Genomic DNA, 19,003 nt, shown 5'->3' with positions numbered 1-19,003 from the left:
TGTTTAAAGTTATTGTGCGTGATGACAAGTGGTTTTGGTGAAGTGGACGACGCCATCACGGCCGCCACTCAGTGCTTTCTGGATGCAGGAATGCAGGCCTTCGTGGCGGTAATTGAGGACGCGGACCAGCATGGGCAGATTCACTCCGGCAACGCCTTCGATTTCATCTGGCGTTAGCAGGCGAGTGACAATATTGCAGGGCGTTGCGCCGTAAATGTCTGACAATACCAATACCCCTTGGCCGCTATCGAGGTTTTTAACCAGTGCCTGAGCCTTGGGCAGGATATCAGCCGGGTCATCATGTTTGGAGATTTCCAGGAAATCCAGCTGTGCCGGGCGATTGCCCATCACATGCGTCGCGCAATCAATCAGGCTGGGCCCCAGGCTGCCATGCGCAATAATCAATACACCAATCATAAGTATGCTCTCAGAATCCGTAATTAAGGGGTGGCGGTGACAGGTGCATCGTGCAATTCACGATGACGTGTCATCACTTGATGCTGTTGCTTGAAATAGGCGCCCAGCTGTTCCACTAGATAGACAGAACGGTGTTGCCCCCCGGTGCAGCCGATGCCGACAGTGACGTAGCTGCGATGATCGTGATAAAAGCTTGGTAGCCATTTTTCTATATAGTGCTGAATGTCTTGCTGCATTTCAAGCACCATGGGTTCGTTTTGCAGAAATTGCTGGATAGGCGCTTCCTTGCCATTGTAAGGGCGCAAAATTGGGTCGTAATGCGGGTTAGGCAGGCTGCGCACATCAAACACAAAGTCAGCATCCAGCGGGATGCCATGTTTAAAGCCAAATGAGATAAATGACAGCACCAGTGAGTGGGCGCGCGCTTGCTGGTAGCTTTGCTCGAGTTGCAGCATCCATTCACGCGTATGATGACGCAATGCATTGGCCGACAGGTTGCTGGTATCGACATGATGGCCCAGGTTACTCAGCCCGGATAACAGGTCACGTTCGTGATTGATGCTTTCGTCCAGCGCCTGGTCAGGCGTACTTAATGGATGCTTGCGCCGGGTTTCGGAAAAACGTTTCACCAGCGTCTCTCGGTTGGCATCCAGAAACAGCAGGTGAACGGCAATTCCCTGTGTTTTCAGCGTTTGCAGGATATCTGGTAGCGATTCAATGGCAATGCTGCGGCTATCGATACTCACAGCGACTTTGGCCGCGTCACGGTCAGCCACATGGTTCTGGATATGAGGCAACAGGGTAGCAGGCAGGTTATCAATACAATAATAGCCGCTGTCTTCAAACACGCGCAAAGCAATGGTTTTACCCGAGCCCGATAGTCCTGTCACGATCACCAGCTGCATGTACCCAACCTTTTCATCTTAATTTGCTTTCCCGGAGCATGATTTGTTTTTGCCGTTGCGTCAGCTGTTTGGTGGCATTCACGCCGCGCAGCAGCAACATATGGTTGCGCACGGCGGCTTCAACCAGTACCGCGATGTTGCGGCCAGCCGCAATGGGGATAATGACCTTGCTGACTTCCACATCCAGCACGTGCTGAGTTTGGCGGTTTGCACTCAGGCGGTCCAGGTCTTGCGGTTTCATCTCATCGGCCAGTTCCAGCTGTATCATCATGTCCAAGGGCTTAGTCGGTTTGACCGCATTGTCGCCGTAGAGTGCGCGGATATTGAGGATACCCAGGCCACGCACCTCTAAAAAATCTTGCAGTAATTCCGGGCAGCGGCCTTCTATGCGTTCTGGCGAGATACGGTAAAAATCGACAATATCATCGGCCACCAGGCGGTGACCGCGCGAGATCAGTTCCAGCGCCAGTTCGCTCTTACCAATCGCGGCGCTACCGGTGATCAATACGCCAAAGCCTTGTACCTCCATAAACACGCCATGCATGCTGGTGGTTTCTGCGGTGGCCACGGCCAGGTAATGGCTCAGCAACTCCATCAGCTGCGGGCTGATCAACGGTGTAGTAAACAAGGGAGTTTGTGTTTGTTGTGCGGCTTCGAGCATGATGGCAGGGACTTTTTCGCCGTTGGCGACCACCACCATAGCCAGATCTGTTGAAAATAAATTACTCACCGCCTGTTGCACCGCGAGTATGCTCAAACCGCCCAGGTAATCCATTTCGGCACAGCCCAGCACTTGTACGCGATTGGGGTGCACAAAATTCAAATGACCGACAAGCGCCAGCGACGGTTTAGTCACGGTGCCTGAAGTCAGGATTTTTTGACCACCAGACTCGCCAGCCACCCATTTCAATTTGAGTTTGCTGCGTATCTGTTTGTACAAATCAGCGACAGAGATTTGCGCCATACGGGGTGTCAACATGTCCACAAGTGATTGAGGCTCATTTTACAACTGAATAGCAGGTGGTGGGAGTGAAACGACGTAAAAGTGATACAGAAGTGGTTGTTTGAATTCTCTACCCGAGCGGGTAGAGAATGGACGGCAAAACTTAGGAACTCAACTGATGTTTCACTGCGCCACCAGATTTATGGTGGTCACCGTTTTTTTCCTTGTGTTTTAATACCTGACGGTCAAGTTTGTCAGTAAGCATGTCGATGGCACTGTACATGTTCTCATCGGTGCAGGCAGCGTGCAAATCGTTGCCTGGAACATGCAGTGTGGCTTCAACCTTTTGGGCGAGCTTTTCAACAGACATGGTGACTTTGACATCGATCACATGGTCGAAGTGATTACTGATACGCGTAAATTTGGATGAAACGTAATCGCGTAATGCCGGAGTGATTTCTAAATGATGTCCAGTAAGTTGTAAATTCATGACAAACTCCTTTTCTCAGAAATGGTGCCTTTCCAGAGCCAGTTGCCTTATCAATTGGATGGAGAGGACAGTTTCAGTTTACTCTTTTGAGAAACAGATGCAACCCGGAAGTGAGGTGCTTTATTGATGTTAATCAGGTGTTGCGCAGACTTTTTACCAAGCCCATCGTGGAGTTTCCCGTTGTGCGCAAAGTCATCCCGCCTTTCTCAAGGTGAGATTGATGCGGCAGTTGCCTGTCAGAGAATCTGTGCCTGCCTTGACGCTGCTAACACCATGGTAAAACCTTCTGCTGGCACCTCCCCAGACCACCACATCGCCATGCTGTAGCGGAATTTTCACGGGTTTGTCACTACGCTTGCTGCCCCCAAACAGAAACGTGGCCGGCAGGCCAAGTGAGACAGAGACAATCGGCTGAGTGAAGTCTTTTTCGTCTTTATCCTGATGCAGACCCATTTTGCAGCCCGGGGCATAGACATTGATCAGGCAGCTATCAGGCACAAACTGGGAATAGCCCGCTTTACCGGCGGCCTCTGCCGCCAGTTGCAAAATCACTGGGGGCAGGGGAGGCCACGATACATTGGTTGAAGGATTGACCGGGCTGTAACCATAGCCTTGCGCGTTACTAACCCAGCCTAATGCTCCCATACTGCTGGTTTGCACCGACATCACATAGCCCATGGGGGTCATCATTTGTTGCGGTGGGTGTGCGGTCAGATGGTGTTTTACACAGGGCCACAAGGCATGCATTTCTGGCAGGGCAAATCCAGGCAGCCAACAGGCGCCTTCCGCAATTGCAATTGAGTGTGGGCGTTGTTCGGTAAATAAATCCATCGTCATGGCTTGCGTTCGAAGAGAAAAGTGGATTAGTGCATCCACTCAATACGGACATTCTTTTGCCGCGCAAGTTTTTCCATATGCGGGATGGCGCGTTCCAGATGCACCAGATAGTCCGACGCAGTTTCCTGGTGAAAACCAAGCACCATGACGGGTTGCTGAGCGGTCAATAATTGCTCAAACAGTTTTAGCAGATGTTTTGTGTTCGTATAGTCTGCCAGGCTTGCATTATTCGGATACTCCATGAGTTCGACACTGAGTGCGAATGGTTGCTCAAAGGGCTTGCTCTGCGGATGTAACTGTTTAAGCAGGCGGACCAGGCGACTGTCTTTGTGCCAGCGGGTGGTGAGTAGATCAGCATCGATATAAGAACTGTCCCAGCTAAACCGGTTAGCTTCCAGTGCCGCTTGTAATTTGGGGCCAAATTGCCATGCCCCGGCACGAAAGTGACGGGGGCGTTGAAAGCCGTTACTGACCAGCAGATCACTGCTGCAAGCAACGAGTTGCGTCAGTTCCAGTTGGCTGTAAGCATATTCGAGGCTCACTGAGTAACCACAGCTTGCTTCGCGACAGTCCTCTTTCGCATCGGAGATGGAGGGGGCCGTTTGAAAGGTGACGCCGCAGTGTTGCACCAGTGAGCGCATGGGATGCAGATGCAGGCCAACGGTATCCTGCGGCAGGAACGTGCTGCGGATATGGCTGCCGATTTGCGCACGGTTGGCGCCAGGTTGTAAAAAATAGGCCGGGTTAATCAGATGTAATAAGGGGATGTGCGGAAATTTTTCCCTGAAACTGCGCATGGCCTGCAGATTGTCTTCCTCCAGTGACAGGCCTTCCCAATCGACGGTAACCCAAAGCTGCATGGTTTCCTCTGCCTTTAGCGGTAAAGCCAGGCAAGCAATCAAGACCGTGAACACTATTTTTACAAGCATGTCCGCGGTCTTTGCAAGCATAGGCTAATTCTGAGCGCATTTAATGAAGTGTTGTACCATTCTGCCATCCATCATTTGCGAGGTTTGCTTGGTCAAACGGCATTCTTTTTCGGGATCCAGCGTCCACTCGGTATTGTCAATTTCTGTGTAGTGGTCTCTGTCCCATGACCAGACGGAGTCATGGCCGCGCGTGGGTTCCTCGCCCATTTCTTTGAGTTTTCTGTATCCGCTTAATTTCTTATCCAGAATTTCCAGGGTATGCGTGGCCGGGTGTGTCCAAATAGGCTTCGCTGTCTTTGCTTTCACTGGAAACATCCACATTGGGCAGTAATGCGTGCTGCAGGCACACATATGCGCGGGTTTAACCAGGTAAGCCTTGGAGGCGGCATTCAGGTGAACGATCTCAGCTTCAAACACCTCATTGGGTTTCAGCTCATGGCAACTGGCGCTACGGCCTGTTTGTACTTCTTTAGTCAGGTAAGAGGTGATGTTCGCCGGGAGTTTAACAGGGTTCTGAAAATGTTTTTCTATGCTGTATTCTTCAGCGGCCATAAGTGCTGATGAGACCAGGAATAAAAACAGGAAAAGGGATTTCATGAAAATGACTCATTGATTGCAAAGCAGTATTTTCCATTATATTTGTGTTGCGTGTAAATTTGCGTTTAACTCTTCAACGCCTGCGCGATCTTGTGCGGGGTAGATACTTCAAAAAAAGAACACACCTGCACTATGATAATGAGAACTACGCATCTGCATTTTTATCGAGTATTTCCTTGTCGTTGAATGGGTGCGGGTGAGTTTTAATATGCAAATCAAGCGCATCGTTTTGTTGTTGATAGACTTCCTGACCTTCTTCCGACTCTGAGGCGGGGAGGTTTTCGGAAATTACTTCAGCAGTTTTCGGTTGAGTCTTTTTCGGTTTGTCTGAAGTTGTGCCTGTTTGATCGTTTGAGTCCGTCATATCGTCCTCCTGATTGTCGTCATGCGCTAAGATGACTCACAATAAAACGGTTCCATTGAAATCGCTGTAGGCCCATGACGCATTTTCACGTCAGCCTATTGATGAGACAGCAACTTTATGTGAGGGACTAATGAATAAAGCGCTGACTGGCGATTGATACCGGGGCTCTTCATGCATCTGTCTGAGGGGTGGCTCATTTCATGTTCCTGTGGCGGGTGCGCCTCATCTATAGCGGCAGAGTCGCACGAGGTCAACGACGGCTCATCAGCTTTCGCCTACTGCCTGATTCACTGCACCCGCCACCGTATTGTAGGTCATTCCGCACCATTCAGCCATGAACGGCATAGCGTATAATCAGTGGATGTCCTTATCCATCCGTCAGATTCTTGCCCATCAGGGCTATGCGTTTCCCAAGCTGCTCACTTACCGTATTTTAATGGTGTTGTCATACCAGATGATGATGGTGGCCATCGGCTGGCATATTTATGAACTGACACATGACCCTTGGTCTTTAGGCCTGATTGGTCTGGCCGAAGTGATTCCATATATGGGTAGCGCGTTATTTGCCGGACATGCCGTGGATCACTATTTTTCTAGGCGTGGATTTGCAATGGTCTCTGCACTTTTTCTGGCCATGAATGCTGGTTTGCTTGTATGGATTGTCCAATATCCCGGCGCTCATACTGTTACATGGATTTATGCTACGGTAGCCCTGACCGGTTTTGCACGCGCCTTGATTTCGCCAAGCTACAACACCCTGTTTGCGCTGATTATTCCGCGTGCGTCCATTGCCAAGGCCTCTGGCATCGGTAGTTCCATGTTCCAGGTTGGCCTGATTGTTGGCCCCGCCATCGGCGGTCTGCTGGTCGGGTTTGCCGATAAGTATGTCACTTATGAAATTTCAGCCATCCTGGCTTTGGGGGGGGCAATTGCTGCACTGGGCTTGCGTGTTAAGGAGCACCGCAGCCACGCCCCCATGCAGGTGTTTGCCAGCATAGGCGAAGGCCTGCGCTTTGTCAGCCGTACACAAGTGGTGTTGGCTGCCCAGTTGCTGGATATGTTCGCCGTGCTATTTGGCGGTGCGGTTGCCATGCTGCCAGCCTTTGTACATGATATTTACCAGATGGGTCCGGAAGGGCTGGGCGTACTGCGTGCGGCACCTGCTTTTGGTGCGATTGTGACCGGTATCTGGCTGGCAAAACATCCGATTCACAAACATAGTGGCCGCTGGTTATTGCTGGCTGTCGCCGGATTTGGCCTGTGCATGATTGCGTTTGGTTTGTGTCGCACCTATTGGCTGGGCATTCTTATCCTGGCGATCTCGGGCATGATGGATGCCGTGTCTGTGATCTTGCGGCAAACCATTTTGCAACTGGCCACGCCAGATGGTATGCGGGGCCGGGTTTCAGCCATCAATGGCATTTTTATCGGCTCATCCAATGAGCTGGGAGCATTCGAGTCCGGACTCACAGCCAGGCTGATGGGCTTGGTGCCTTCGGTGGTCTTTGGCGGATGCATGACACTTCTGGTGGTCGGCGTGACTTGGTTTAAAGCCCCTAAATTAAGAAATTTGCATCTCGTGGACCTGCATTGATCCAGCCACCGGATGACCTATAATGATTTATCCACAACTGCCAGGATGAAACCAGGCGGTAGCTCTCTCTTTCACTCGGATGCAGTATGTGAGTGTTGAAGTGGCAGTAGCACTGCACTAAGAATTCAAGGAAAGTCATGCGCGATCTGGATCAGTTGTTTCAAGCCTTGCAGCGCTCCAAATTCCGCACAGGTTTTCGCCTGAATGCCAAAGACCGGCGCTACCTGCAGCAAAAAGGCTTGTCAGTGGTGCTGGATCATGCCGAAAAATTCATTGCCGAGCGGTTGGCACCTGCCGACATTGCCAATGATGGTCAACAAACACCGATGCGCGGTCACCCGGTATTTGTGGCGCAGCATGCGACGGCGACGTGTTGCCGTGGCTGTTTGGCCAAATGGCATCGCCTGCCGGCAGGCCGGGCGCTGACACTGGAGGAGCAGGCGTATATCGTGGTGATCATAGAGCACTGGTTGCAACGCTACTTATCAGCACCAAAGTAGGGTGTGAGAAATAAGAAGGAATAAATAAAAAAGGAGAAGGCCTTGGGCGCTTCTCCTTGTGAGAGACATTGTGTTATTGCTTGGTTGCTGTTGTTTCCGCGGTCTGCCAGCCGCCACCCAGCGAGCGGTATAAATCCACTACTGCGGCCACTTGCTGCTGCTTGGTTTCTATCAGTTCCATTTTCGCATCCAAAGCGTCACGCTGTGTGAGCAACACTTCCATGTAGTCTGCGCGTGCGGCTTTAAACAACTGGTTGGCCACCTCAATTGACTGTGTTAAAGCTTCTACCTGCTTGTTCTTCAACTGGTAGTTTTTATCCAGGTTGTCAATATTGGCAATCTGGTTAGCGACCTCCATATAAGCATTGATAATCTTTTGCTCGTAGTCATACGCGGCCTGGATCTGCATCGCGTTGGCACTCTTGTACTGTGCCTCGATGGCATTCCGGTTAATCAGCGGTGCCACCAGCTCGCCACCAAAGCCGGCCATGACCGAAGCCGGAATATTCAGGAGGTATTTCGGATCAAACGCCTGGAAGCCCAGTCCTGCCCGGATCGAGAACGACGGGTAGAAGTTGGCTTTGGCTACATCAATATTCAGCTTGGCGGCCGAAAGCTCCAGCTCCGCCTGGCGGACATCCGGACGATTTGACAGCAACTCCGAAGGCACGCCAGTTTGCATCACCTTGTTTTGCATGGACATGAAATTTGCCGATGCACGTGCAATGGGTTGTGGCGTCCTACCTAGCAGGAAGTTGATGCGGTTTTCGGTTTCAACAATGCTTTGCTTCAGCACATACTGGCGGCTCTGGTTTTTCTGTACCTCAGCTTCAAACCGTTTCACTGCCAGCGAGTTGGCGCGTGCATACTGCTGCAACTGCTTCACCACTTCGAGCGCGTTCTGCTGGATCTGGATATTCTGGTCCAGCGTGGTCAGCTCGTTATCCAATGCGATCAATTCATAGTAGGCATGTGCCACCTCAGCCACCAGGTTAGTCACCAGGAAGTTCTTGCCTTCAATGGTCGCCATGTATTCCATCACGGCTACTTTGGTCGCATTGCGTAGCTTCTTCCACACGTCCAGCTCCCAGGAGGCGACCAGCCCAAACTGGTAATTGCCCAGGAAACGCGGATTGGAACGGCCTTCCTTGATATTCAGGTTTTCTTCAACTGCCCCGTTACGGGTGTACTTGCCGACTTTCTCTTTATCGGCGCTGGCGCCGATGCCGACAAACGGTAAGTACTCACCCTTGCGGGCCTGGATTTCATTCTGGGCAACGCTAATCCGTTGCGCCATCATATGAATTTCCTTGTTGTTGTTGACGGCGGTGTCTATCAGCGAGACCAGGTGAGGGTCCTCAAAAAAGTCCTGCCACTTGATGCTGGCACTATTGCTGGCGGACGCTACCGTTTCCTGGTATTGCGCAGGTAAGGAGGTGTCGGCCTGCTTGCTGGTGATCAATGGGATTGCGCATGATTGCAGCATCATGGCGGTGACAACCGCCACAGCTGCGGATAACGCCTTGCGCTTGAACCCAGGGCTACGCATCATGGCTGGAGAGTGGTTATTCATCGTCATCTTCGGTCACTTCACTGTAATGATAAGTTTCTGTTAGTGGCTGTAGCTCTTCATGCTTGATGAGCGTTTTACCATCGGTGATTTTGGCGAACAGGTAGAACAGGCCAGGAATCACGAGCACACCAAAAATCGTGCCGAACAGCATGCCGCCAAACGCCGAGGTGCCGATAGTGCGGTTGCCTACTGCACCGGCACCGGTGGCGATGACGAGCGGGATCAGACCTGCCAGGAAGGCAAACGAGGTCATTAGGATAGGGCGGAACCGCGCACGTGCGCCTTCAATCGCAGCGTCTTTCAGGGACATGCCTTGCTGGCGTTTCTGCACGGCAAACTCCACGATCAGCACCGCGTTTTTACCGAGCAGGCCGACCAGCATGACGAGGCCAACCTGAGCGTAAATATCGTTGGCCAGGCCGAGTGCCTTGAGCAGAAAGAAAGTACCGAACACGCCGGTGGGCAGCGACAGAATCACCGCCAGTGGCAACAGGAAGCTTTCATATTGCGCCGCCAGCACCATGTACACAAAGATCAGCACTACTACGAAAATCACGACAGCTTCGTTACCACGGTTGGCTTCATCAAAAGACAAGCCCTCCCAGCCGATATCATAGCCGCGTGGCAAGGTCGCCTTGGCGACTTCCTGCACGGCACGGATGGCGTCGGCTGAGGTGTAACCCGGGGCAGGAACGGCACGGATAGTGGCTGAGTTATACAGGTTGTAACGCGTAATCTCGTTGGGGCCCTGCATTTTCTTCAGTTTCATAAAGGCGGAGTAGGGCACCATCTCACCTTCTTCGTTTTTCACAAAGTAGTTCAGGATGTCAGAAGGGTAGCGGCGGAACTCAGGCCCCGCCTGGGTATAGACGCGGAAGTAGTTGTTAAAACGGATAAAGCCTTGCTCAAACGTACTGCCGATCAGAATGTCGAGATTGTCCATTGCTTTGGCAATCGAAACATTCTTCTGCATGGCTTGCTTGTTATCAATGACCAGTTCATATTGCGGGTAATTGGCAGCATAAAAGGTAAACAGGCCGGTCAATTCTTTGCGTTTACCCAGGTTGGCCATGAACTCCTGGTTGATCTTGTCGAACTCGTGATAGTCGGTGCCGTTTGTTTTGTCCAGCAAGCGCAGCGCCAATCCAGACGCGGCACCATAGCCTGGCACGGGTGGCGGTTCAAAGAACTCAATGATTGCACCAAAATTACGCGTTTTCGCTTCAAGTTCTTCCATCACCTGATGCACGGACATCTTGCGTTTGGACCAGTCTTTTAAGTTGATGATACACGTACCCGCGTTGGAGCCGCGGCCTTCGGTCAGGACTTCATAACCTGCCAGAGACGACACAGACTGCACACCTTCCACCTTGGAGGCTACCGCTTGTAACTGGCGAGCGACCTTGTTGGTGGCTTCCAGTGTAGAGCCGGGCGGGGTCTGAATAATGGCGTAAATCATGCCTTGGTCTTCGCCCGGGATAAAGCCGGAAGGCAAAGTTTTGTTGATGATAAAAGTGCCGAATACAAAGCCGCCAATCACTAACAAGGTCACAATGCGACGGGTGACAATCAAACTGACCAGGCCGGTGTAACGGCCGGTGATTTTTTCAAACACCACGTTAAAACCGCGGATAAACAGGCTGATGGGCGTATTGCGCTTTTTCTGGCCGTGCGTGTTTTTGAGCAGCATGGCACACAACACTGGCGTGAGTGACAGCGCCACAATGCCTGAAATCACGATGGAGGACGCCATGGTGATAGAGAACTGGCGATAGAACACACCGACGGGGCCTGTCATAAACGCCACCGGCACAAACACTGCCGTCATCACCAGGGTGATGGCCACAATGGCGCCACCAATTTCACCGAGTACTTTTTGCGTGGCACGGTAAGGTGTGATGTGCGCATCTTCTTCAAATTTGGCGTGTACCGCCTCCACCACCACAATGGCGTTATCCACCACGATACCAATCGCCAGCACCAGCGCGAACAGCGTGATCAGGTTAATAGACAAGCCAAACATCTGCATGCACGCAAACGCGCCAATCAATGAAACCGGCACCGCCAGAATCGGGATCAGCGTCGAGCGCCAGTCACCGAGGAAAATAAACACGACTAGCGCGACCAGAACAAAGGCTTCGACCAGTGTGTGCAACACTTTCTCAATAGAAGCATCCAGAAACTTGGAGACGTCATAATTGATTTCGTAATCCATGCCCTCAGGAAACACTGGCTTCAATTCTTCCATGCGTTTCTTGACGTTCTCGATCACTTCGCTGGCGTTACTGCCGTAGTTCTGCTTGAGCACAATCGCGGCAGACGGATAGCCGTCCTTGTTGGAATAAATGTCGTAAAACTCACTGCTCAACTCGACTTTGGCAATGTCTTTAAGGTGCAGGATTTCACCTTCGGCATTGGCGCGTACGATGATGTCTTCGTATTGCTCAGGTTTGTTATACCGGCCTTGATATACCAGCACATATTCCTTAGATTGTGCGCTCAGGCCCGAACTCTGCCCCAGGCGCCCGGGGCGGCCAATGATGCTCTGGTTATTGATGGCTTCCATCACTTCATCAGTCGAGACTTTATAAGCACGCATACGGTCCGGGTTTAGCCAGATACGCATCGCATACTGTCGGCTGCCGAGAATCTTGGCCTGGGCAATGCCGTTCACACGCTGGATTTCAGGAATGACGTTAACGTTGGCAAAGTTAAACAGAAACTTCTCGTCAGCGTTTTTATCCTTACTGTAGAGGTTGATATACATCAGCATGCTCGGCTGCACACGCTCTACCACCACGCCTTCGAGTTGCACCAGTTGTGGCAGGCGGCTCATCACCTGGTCAAGACGCGTTTTGACGTTAATCATGGCCTGGTTAGGGTCTACGCCCAAGTCAAAAATGACCTGGATAGTCGCTTCACCGGCACTGGTCGCATCTGAAATGATGTACTTCATTCCAGGTACGCCGTTAATGGCGCGCTCGATGGTAATCAGTGAAGATTGCACCAATACATCGGCACTTGCGCCGGGATACGCCAGTGAAATAATGACGCGTGGCGGTGCAATGTCAGGAAATTGTGATGTCGGCAGGCTTTTGATCGACAAAAAGCCCATAAACATCATCAGCAGTGACAGCACAATGGCCATCACCGGACGTTTGATAAACACGTTTAGCATAGTGGGTGACCTTTGGGCTTATTCTGCGTAGAGTTCAAGTTCTGGCAGCACTTTTTCGGGTGCCTTGTAGTTGACCGCAATCTTGTCACCCCCGTGTACACGCCGCAGGCCTTCAATCAACACGCGCTCACCGTCTTTAAGGCCAGACTGAATAATGTACAAGTGAGGTAATTCGGCTGCGACTTTCACCAGGCGCTGCTCCAGCTTGTTGTCCTTGGTGACGACATAGACATAGATTTTGTCCAGAATCTCAAAAGTGGCTTTTTGTGGAATCAGCATGGCATTCGGATAGGCCACATCCATGAGGATGGTGCCGGTCTCGCCGTGCCTGAGTAAGCGGCTAGGGTTGTTAAAATCGGCACGGAACTCAATGTTGCCGGTTTTGTTGTCAAAGTCGGCTTCAATCGTCTCGATGGCACCCGCCTGGTCAAACACTTTGCCATTAGCCATGCGTAGCCTGACCTTCACGCCTTTTTCTTTATCATGCTGGTCTCTAAAGTCCAGATACTCAGATTCAGGCACATTAAAATAGACCCACATGCGGCTGTTGTCAGACAGGGTCGTCAGCAGGTCGCCTTCGTCCATCAGGCTGCCTCTACGCACGGCCAGATGGTCCATGATGCCGGTGAAGGGGGCTTTGATGTCGGTAAAGTTCAAATGGGTTTGTGCCAGTTTAACTTCGGCATTGGCTTTTTCCAGCTTGGCCTTGGCCATTGATAGCTCATTGGACGAGACGATGTTTTTCTCGGCCAGCGCCTTGGTGTTCTGGTATTCGATTTCTACCGATTTGGCCTCAGCTTGCGCCTTGAGTAACTCGACCTCATACACATTGGGCATGATTTTGAACATGCGTTGGCCCTGTTTCACCATTTGGCCTTCATCGACAAAAATGTCCTGTAAATATCCGCGCTCAAGAGCCCGCATCTCAATGTGCTGAATCGCGTGAATCTGGCACACGTATTCCTTGGTAATGATGGAGTCTTTACGCAGCGGTGAGGTGACTTCGAGTTTTGGTAGCGCCTCTTTGTGGGCCTCTTCCTTATGACAAGCGCCAAGTAACATACCCAGCAAGCCTAAAACGATTAAGTTCTGTTTAATCATAGTGTGTTCTTATCTTAAAAAATGAAGAAAATAACTTGCAAAACAGGTGGTGGCGGTGCGAAGCTGCAAAGATTTGTCTGTCGTCAGCACTATTTGTCTTGCTAAACCCCGCAATTTATCCAGGCGGCCCTTGAAGGTCGGCAGTTTAGAATCTGAGGGTATGGCAGGAAAAGAGGGTGATCAGCGGCGGCTTGCAAGCATGCAAGCGCAGATCACACCTGGGGCTGGGCGGGTGGCGCGCGCGAATGCAGGTGATGGGCAACCGCCGGACGTGGGATGACGTGACGGCGAGGCAGAGCCAGTAAAGCAAAGGGAATCACGCAGGCAATGGTCATGCTTGCGGGAGGAGAGATGAGTGGCGTCAGCGAGGTCAGAGGGGACTCGCCATCCCCTGTATATTCTACCACTTCCGCCACACGTACACGTACCGTGTCGTCACTGTAGCCTGAGTGATCGGAAAATTCTGCGACTAATGCAAAGCCGAGCACAGCCAGCAGCACTGTGACGACCCACAGTCTGATTTGCAACGCGGCGGTGTTCAGATGTTTATGCATTGACTGAGTAACGGGAAATAATCAAATTTCTTTAAAGTGTTAACTGTGAGAGCTGTGATCAGCGCTACTTTTTATACCTTTACAATGCTTACATTAAACCGTTTTACATAGCAAATGACAATAAGCGAAAACGCGTAGTTCGAAGAAAAACGGGGTTTGTAAGCTGGGTGTCAGTTTCAGAAGCATTTATTGCAATTGATGAAGGGTTTGCGGGATGTAGAGAGGGAATCTTTCAACTATGTCACTCATCATTACGACTGATTCTGCGACAGACTATTTCGCCTTTAGGCGAGTTACTTTCTGTTGCTTGCCCCACAGAAAGTAACCAAAGAAGAGGGCACCCAGCCATCACGGCCTGCGGCTCCCTTGCGTTGCTCGGCCAAGGACTTTCGTCCGTTACCGGACTTCATGCGGGCGTCCATCGAAACTCGCCCTAGCAGCTTGCACACTACGCAAGCTGCCGCGGAACTCGAACAGCCGATGGCCGACAACTCCCACTTCGCCTGCGCTACTCAGCGTGATGGGATGGGATTTGTCTCGCCAAACTACGAGCGTAGAAGTTTGGACCGTTCAAAAAAATAATTCTTTTATTCAATCCGCCAACGGTGGTAGTCGCATGGTGTTCCGGGGCCCCTATCTGCCGCGCCGAGTAGCGCAGGCAAAATAAGATCAAGCGAGCGGCTGTCCGAATCCCGCAGTGGCCTGCGATTTGTGCAGGCCGCTAGGATGAGTTTCGCGAGCGCTTATTTTGGTGAGCAACGCAGGAAACAAGCGGAAGCTAGGGTGCACTTTCTTTTGGTTACTTTATCTTTGGGCAAGCAAAGAAAAGTAACTCGCCTACAGGCGAAATAAATAGCACAAATAGCCACCAACTCTCCGCGTGGGCATACATGCCCACCCTACCTATTAACGTTAACCTTGCCTGGATTCCAGGCCTACGCCGGAATGACAACAAACGAATTACTTTTCTCCTCATCGGATAAATAAAAAAGCGCACTTTTCAGTGCGCTTTTTTATTTACATTTTTATTTCACTGCTTGGGGGAATTGAACCCCCGTCCGCAGCATCTTTTTTGATGAACGCAAAACTAGCCCAGATTCGGCGCTAACCATCTCTCCAACCAAGCCTTATCCACATTCCGTCTCTTCGCCATGTCTTCCAGCTGGTCATTGCCAATCTTATCCACACTGAAATACCGTGACTCAGGATGCGCCAGGTAGAACCCACTCACGGCTGCCGCCGGGATCATGGCATAGCTATCGGTAAGCTGCATCTCGATCTCGCTGGCTTGCAGCACCTTAAACATCTCCGACTTGACCGTGTGGTCCGGGCAAGCAGGATACCCTGGTGCCGGGCGGATGCCTTTGTATTGCTCTTTGATCAGTGCTTCATTGCTCAAGCTTTCATCTGCAGCATACCCCCACAGGTCTTTACGCACACGCTCATGCATGTATTCGGCAAAGGCTTCGGCCAGGCGGTCGGCCAGTGACTTGAACATGATGGCGTTGTAGTCATCATGGTTCTTTTCAAACTCGGCCAGGCGTTTTTCCATACCCAGGCCAGCAGTTACCGCAAACAGGCCGATATAGTCGTCAGTACCCTTAGGCGCAATAAAGTCAGCCATACACTGATTGGGTCTGGCGACACCATCGATGACCGGCTTTTGGGTTTGCTGGCGCATGCCATACCAGGTCAGCGCGACCTGGCTGCGGCTGTCGTCGGTGTAGATTTCGATATCATCTTCATTGACGCGATTAGCGGGTAGCAGGGCAATCACGCCATTGGCTGATAACCAGCGGCCATCAATGATGCGCTTGAGCATGACCTGCGCTTCGGCAAATACCTTGGTCGCCGCTTCGCCGACGACTTCATCTTTTAAAATCGCTGGATAAAAACCGGCCAGGTCCCAGGTCTGGAAGAACGGGCCCCAGTCTATGTATTGCGCGATCAATGCCAAGTCGATATTTTTGAACACGCGACGGCCAATAAACTTAGGCTTCACCGGGGTATTTTCGCCTGTAAATTCGAATTTTGCCGCATTGGCCCTGGCTTCGGCCAGGCTCAGCATGGGCACGCCTTTTTTATTGGCGTGCTGAGAGCGGGCTTTTTCGTAGTCGGCCTGAATCTCGGCCAGATAGGCACCGCGCGTTTCTGGCGTTAGCAGGTTTTGCATGACGCTGACCGAACGCGAGGCATCCGGCACGTAAATCACAGGGCCTTCGTAGTTAGGCGCAATTTTCACGGCGGTGTGCGCACGTGAAGTGGTGGCGCCACCAATCAGCAAAGGCGTCTGGTTTTCGACAAAATGTGGGTCGCGTTGCATCTCTTTGGCGATATAGGCCATTTCTTCCAGTGAGGGTGTAATCAGGCCAGACAGGCCGATAATGTCAGCGTTTTCGCGTTTAGCCATCTCCAGAATTTCAGCCGCAGGCACCATGACGCCCATGTTCACCACTTCGAAGTTGTTGCACTGCAACACCACCGACACAATATTCTTACCGATATCGTGTACATCGCCTTTCACCGTGGCGATCACCACTTTGCCTTTGGGCTTGGCAACCATGCCGGTGCGACGCTCTTCGGCAGCTTTTTCTTCTTCAATAAACGGGATCAGGTGCGCCACGGCGGATTTCATGACGCGCGCGGATTTGACCACTTGCGGCAAAAACATCTTGCCCTGGCCGAACAAGTCACCCACCACATTCATGCCATCCATGAGCGGGCCTTCAATCACGTGGATAGGACGGCCGCCCTTGCTCATGATGTCCTGACGCACTTCTTCAGTGTCGGCGACGATAAAGTCGGTAATCCCATGCACCAGCGCATATTCCAGGCGCTTGGTGGCAGGCACCGGATTCTCGGGCGTGCCACGCCAGGCCAGCGTCGCTTCGGCTTTTTTGCCGCCAGCGACCAGCGTGCCCGCAATCTCAATCATGCGTTCAGTGGCCGCTAATGGATTTGCCGGGTCTACCACGCGGTTGAGCACGACGTCTTCGACGCGCTCACGCAATTCCGGATCAATATCGTCATAGACGCCGACCATGCCCGCATTGACGATGCCCATGGTCATGCCCGCTTTAATCGCATGGTAGAGGAACACGGTATGAATGGCTTCACGCGCAGGCTCATTGCCGCGGAAGCTGAAGCTCACATTGGACACCCCGCCGGAAATACGCGCATATGGCAGGTTCTGCTTGATCCAGCGTGTGGCTTCGATAAAGTCCACGGCGTAATTGTTGTGTTCTTCAATGCCGGTGGCAATGGCGAAGATATTCGGGTCGAAAATAATATCTTCAGGCGGAAAGCCAGTGCTCACTAACAAATCATAAGCGCGTTTACAGATTTCGATTTTGCGTTCAAAAGTATCAGCCTGGCCCTTTTCATCAAAGGCCATGACGATGACGGAAGCGCCGTAGCGGCGGCACAATTTGGCCTGGCGCAAAAATTCGGCTTCGCCTTCTTTCATCGAGATGGAGTTAACGATGGCTTTACCCTGCACACACTTGAGGCCGGCTTCAATCACGCTCCATTTGGAGGAGTCGATCATGATGGGCACGCGGGCAATGTCCGGCTCGGAAGCGACTAGATTCAGGAAATGCGTCATGGCCTTGACCGCATCCAGCATGCCTTCATCCATGTTGATGTCGATGACCTGGGCGCCGTTTTCCACCTGTTGGCGCGCCACGCTGAGCGCTTCTTCGTATTGCTCGTTGATGATCATGCGTGCAAACGCCTTGGAGCCGGTGACATTGGTACGCTCACCCACGTTCACAAACAGCGATTGCTCATCAATCACAAACGGTTCCAGGCCGGACAGCTTGGTCGTCACCGGTAAGGTTGGCACCTGGCGTGGTGGCAGGTCTTTAATCGCGTTGTAAATGGCATTGATATGCGGTGGCGTCGTCCCGCAGCAACCACCGGCAATATTGATAAAGCCGCTTTGCGCAAATTCTTTGACCAGGCTGGCGGTGATGTCGGGCGTCTCATCAAAGCCGGTATCAGACATCGGGTTGGGCAAACCTGCATTCGGGTAAATACAGACAAAGGTATCGGCCACTTTGCTGAGCTCTTCGGCATACGGGCGCATCAGGGTCGCACCCAGTGCACAGTTGAGGCCCACGGTCAGTGGTTTGGCGTGGCGTACCGAATGCCAGAAGGCCGTCACGGTCTGGCCTGAGAGAATACGTCCAGACGCATCGGTCACCGTGCCCGAGATCATGATCGGCCAGGTCTTGCCCTGTTCTTCAAAGAAACTGTCGATGGCAAACAGCGCGGCCTTGCAGTTGAGCGTATCAAAAATGGTTTCCACCATGAGGATATCTGCCCCGCCTTCGACCAGGCCGCGAATTTGCTCCAGGTAAGAAGTCACCAGCTGGTCAAAGCTGACGTTACGGGCCGCGGGGTCGTTCACGTCGGGTGAAATCGAAGCGGTTTTTGGTGTCGGGCCCAGGGCGCCTGCCACAAAACGCGGCTTGTCCGGCGTGCTGTATTTGACGCAGGCGGCCTTGGCCAGCTTGGCCGCTTCGACGTTCATCTCGTACACCAGATGCGCCATATGGTAATCGTCTTGGGCGACGCTGGTGGCCCCAAAGGTATTGGTTTCAATGATATCGGCCCCAGCTGCCAGGTATTGTTCGTGGATTTCCTGGATGACGTGCGGCTGGGTCAGGGTCAGCAGTTCGTTATTGCCTTTGACAAACAGCTCACGCTCACCGGCAGGCCCCTGAAAATCCTTGAACCGCTCGCCACGATAATCGGCTTCTGTCAGCTTGTAGCGCTGAATCATGGTCCCCATGGCGCCATCCAGGATCAGGATGCGTTGGGAGAGGGCCTCACGTAGCCATTGCTCAGTGGCAGAAACCGGCAGCTGTGTCATGCGTTTCAACTTGAAAATAAAAGCAATATTTTATCACAATGACAACGCCACCCCTTGCAAGTCGGCCACAGCACTTGTGGCATTAGGGGTTACTCCCGACCTTGCTCACATGGATAGGCGAATTCAACAAATGTCTTTAACATAT

At 52.0% G+C, this 19,003-nt stretch carries 15 protein-coding genes; 2 read left to right on the top strand and 13 right to left on the bottom strand.

The features are described from left to right. Positions 1-9 precede the first annotated feature (9 nt). From F463_RS0109680 to F463_RS0109645, 8 genes are all read right to left on the bottom strand, one after another. Positions 10-417, bottom strand: a complete 408-nt coding sequence (locus F463_RS0109680) for a PTS sugar transporter subunit IIA (RefSeq protein ID WP_018986885.1) — start codon at positions 415-417, stop codon at positions 10-12. 23 nt (positions 418-440) lie between these two features. After that, on the bottom strand, positions 441-1,322 hold the full coding sequence (gene rapZ, locus F463_RS0109675) for an RNase adapter RapZ (protein WP_018986884.1): 882 nt from the start codon (positions 1,320-1,322) through the stop codon (positions 441-443). Positions 1,323-1,335: 13 nt separating this feature from the next. Beyond that, positions 1,336-2,286: an HPr(Ser) kinase/phosphatase gene (hprK, locus tag F463_RS0109670; RefSeq protein ID WP_018986883.1), complete on the bottom strand. Its 951-nt coding sequence runs from the start codon at positions 2,284-2,286 to the stop codon at positions 1,336-1,338. Positions 2,287-2,428: 142 nt separating this feature from the next. Continuing rightward, entirely contained in the window at positions 2,429-2,755 is a 327-nt protein-coding gene (gene hpf / locus F463_RS0109665; protein ID WP_018986882.1) for a ribosome hibernation-promoting factor, HPF/YfiA family, read from the bottom strand. A gap of 192 nt (positions 2,756-2,947) precedes the next feature. Continuing rightward, complete coding sequence (gene alkB, locus F463_RS0109660) at positions 2,948-3,586, bottom strand: DNA oxidative demethylase AlkB (protein WP_018986881.1); 639 nt, start codon at positions 3,584-3,586, stop codon at positions 2,948-2,950. Positions 3,587-3,618: 32 nt separating this feature from the next. After that, positions 3,619-4,521, bottom strand: a complete 903-nt coding sequence (locus tag F463_RS0109655) for a polysaccharide deacetylase family protein (protein ID WP_051082073.1) — start codon at positions 4,519-4,521, stop codon at positions 3,619-3,621. 24 nt (positions 4,522-4,545) lie between these two features. Then, entirely contained in the window at positions 4,546-5,118 is a 573-nt protein-coding gene (locus tag F463_RS0109650) for a hypothetical protein (protein ID WP_018986879.1), read from the bottom strand. Positions 5,119-5,263: 145 nt separating this feature from the next. Further along, entirely contained in the window at positions 5,264-5,482 is a 219-nt protein-coding gene (locus tag F463_RS0109645) for a hypothetical protein (RefSeq protein WP_018986878.1), read from the bottom strand. A 361-nt stretch (positions 5,483-5,843) separates the two neighbouring features. Here F463_RS0109645 and F463_RS0109640 point away from each other — a divergent pair, with 361 nt between their 5' ends. Further along, complete coding sequence (locus tag F463_RS0109640; RefSeq protein ID WP_018986877.1) at positions 5,844-7,076, top strand: MFS transporter; 1,233 nt, start codon at positions 5,844-5,846, stop codon at positions 7,074-7,076. A gap of 137 nt (positions 7,077-7,213) precedes the next feature. After that, a complete protein-coding gene (locus F463_RS0109635; protein WP_018986876.1) occupies positions 7,214-7,576 on the top strand; it encodes a DUF4186 domain-containing protein in 363 nt (120 codons plus the stop codon). Between the two features lie 73 nt (positions 7,577-7,649). Here the strand turns inward: F463_RS0109635 and F463_RS0109630 are convergent, their stop codons facing one another. The 5 genes from F463_RS0109630 to metH all read right to left on the bottom strand — a co-directional run bounded on the left by F463_RS0109630 (position 7,650) and on the right by metH (position 18,858). Next, positions 7,650-9,149, bottom strand: a complete 1,500-nt coding sequence (locus F463_RS0109630; RefSeq protein ID WP_018986875.1) for a TolC family protein — start codon at positions 9,147-9,149, stop codon at positions 7,650-7,652. Then, positions 9,142-12,327, bottom strand: coding sequence for an efflux RND transporter permease subunit (locus F463_RS0109625; protein WP_018986874.1), 3,186 nt, complete (start codon positions 12,325-12,327; stop codon positions 9,142-9,144). The genes F463_RS0109630 and F463_RS0109625 overlap by 8 nt, the downstream gene beginning before the upstream one ends. A gap of 18 nt (positions 12,328-12,345) precedes the next feature. After that, the gene (locus tag F463_RS0109620) at positions 12,346-13,428 is read right to left on the bottom strand and encodes an efflux RND transporter periplasmic adaptor subunit (protein ID WP_018986873.1); all 1,083 of its coding nucleotides are present in this window, start codon (positions 13,426-13,428) and stop codon (positions 12,346-12,348) included. A gap of 212 nt (positions 13,429-13,640) precedes the next feature. Then, the gene (locus tag F463_RS0109615; RefSeq protein ID WP_018986872.1) at positions 13,641-13,982 is read right to left on the bottom strand and encodes a hypothetical protein; all 342 of its coding nucleotides are present in this window, start codon (positions 13,980-13,982) and stop codon (positions 13,641-13,643) included. Positions 13,983-15,069: 1,087 nt separating this feature from the next. Further along, on the bottom strand, positions 15,070-18,858 hold the full coding sequence (metH, locus tag F463_RS0109610; protein WP_018986871.1) for a methionine synthase: 3,789 nt from the start codon (positions 18,856-18,858) through the stop codon (positions 15,070-15,072). Between the last annotated feature and the right edge of the window lie 145 nt (positions 18,859-19,003).

Origin of the sequence: Methylophilus methylotrophus DSM 46235 = ATCC 53528, from assembly GCF_000378225.1 — a bacterium.
GTDB lineage: Bacteria > Pseudomonadota > Gammaproteobacteria > Burkholderiales > Methylophilaceae > Methylophilus > Methylophilus methylotrophus.
The sequence above is the reverse complement of the archived record's forward strand: the minus strand, read 5'-3'. Positions and strand labels throughout refer to the sequence as shown.

What these genes read in the sequence shown, in the direction of transcription:
- F463_RS0109680 (WP_018986885.1), bottom strand. Translation starts at nt 417, where the DNA reads ATGATTGGTGTATTGATTATTGCGCATGGCAGCCTGGGGCCCAGCCTG.
- rapZ (WP_018986884.1), bottom strand. Translation starts at nt 1,322, where the DNA reads ATGCAGCTGGTGATCGTGACAGGACTATCGGGCTCGGGTAAAACCATT.
- hprK (WP_018986883.1), bottom strand. Translation starts at nt 2,286, where the DNA reads ATGGCGCAAATCTCTGTCGCTGATTTGTACAAACAGATACGCAGCAAA.
- hpf (WP_018986882.1), bottom strand. Translation starts at nt 2,755, where the DNA reads ATGAATTTACAACTTACTGGACATCATTTAGAAATCACTCCGGCATTA.
- alkB (WP_018986881.1), bottom strand. Translation starts at nt 3,586, where the DNA reads ATGGATTTATTTACCGAACAACGCCCACACTCAATTGCAATTGCGGAA.
- F463_RS0109655 (WP_051082073.1), bottom strand. Translation starts at nt 4,521, where the DNA reads ATGCTTGTAAAAATAGTGTTCACGGTCTTGATTGCTTGCCTGGCTTTA.
- F463_RS0109650 (WP_018986879.1), bottom strand. Translation starts at nt 5,118, where the DNA reads ATGAAATCCCTTTTCCTGTTTTTATTCCTGGTCTCATCAGCACTTATG.
- F463_RS0109645 (WP_018986878.1), bottom strand. Translation starts at nt 5,482, where the DNA reads ATGACGGACTCAAACGATCAAACAGGCACAACTTCAGACAAACCGAAA.
- F463_RS0109640 (WP_018986877.1), top strand. Translation starts at nt 5,844, where the DNA reads ATGTCCTTATCCATCCGTCAGATTCTTGCCCATCAGGGCTATGCGTTT.
- F463_RS0109635 (WP_018986876.1), top strand. Translation starts at nt 7,214, where the DNA reads ATGCGCGATCTGGATCAGTTGTTTCAAGCCTTGCAGCGCTCCAAATTC.
- F463_RS0109630 (WP_018986875.1), bottom strand. Translation starts at nt 9,149, where the DNA reads ATGAATAACCACTCTCCAGCCATGATGCGTAGCCCTGGGTTCAAGCGC.
- F463_RS0109625 (WP_018986874.1), bottom strand. Translation starts at nt 12,327, where the DNA reads ATGCTAAACGTGTTTATCAAACGTCCGGTGATGGCCATTGTGCTGTCA.
- F463_RS0109620 (WP_018986873.1), bottom strand. Translation starts at nt 13,428, where the DNA reads ATGATTAAACAGAACTTAATCGTTTTAGGCTTGCTGGGTATGTTACTT.
- F463_RS0109615 (WP_018986872.1), bottom strand. Translation starts at nt 13,982, where the DNA reads ATGCATAAACATCTGAACACCGCCGCGTTGCAAATCAGACTGTGGGTC.
- metH (WP_018986871.1), bottom strand. Translation starts at nt 18,858, where the DNA reads ATGACACAGCTGCCGGTTTCTGCCACTGAGCAATGGCTACGTGAGGCC.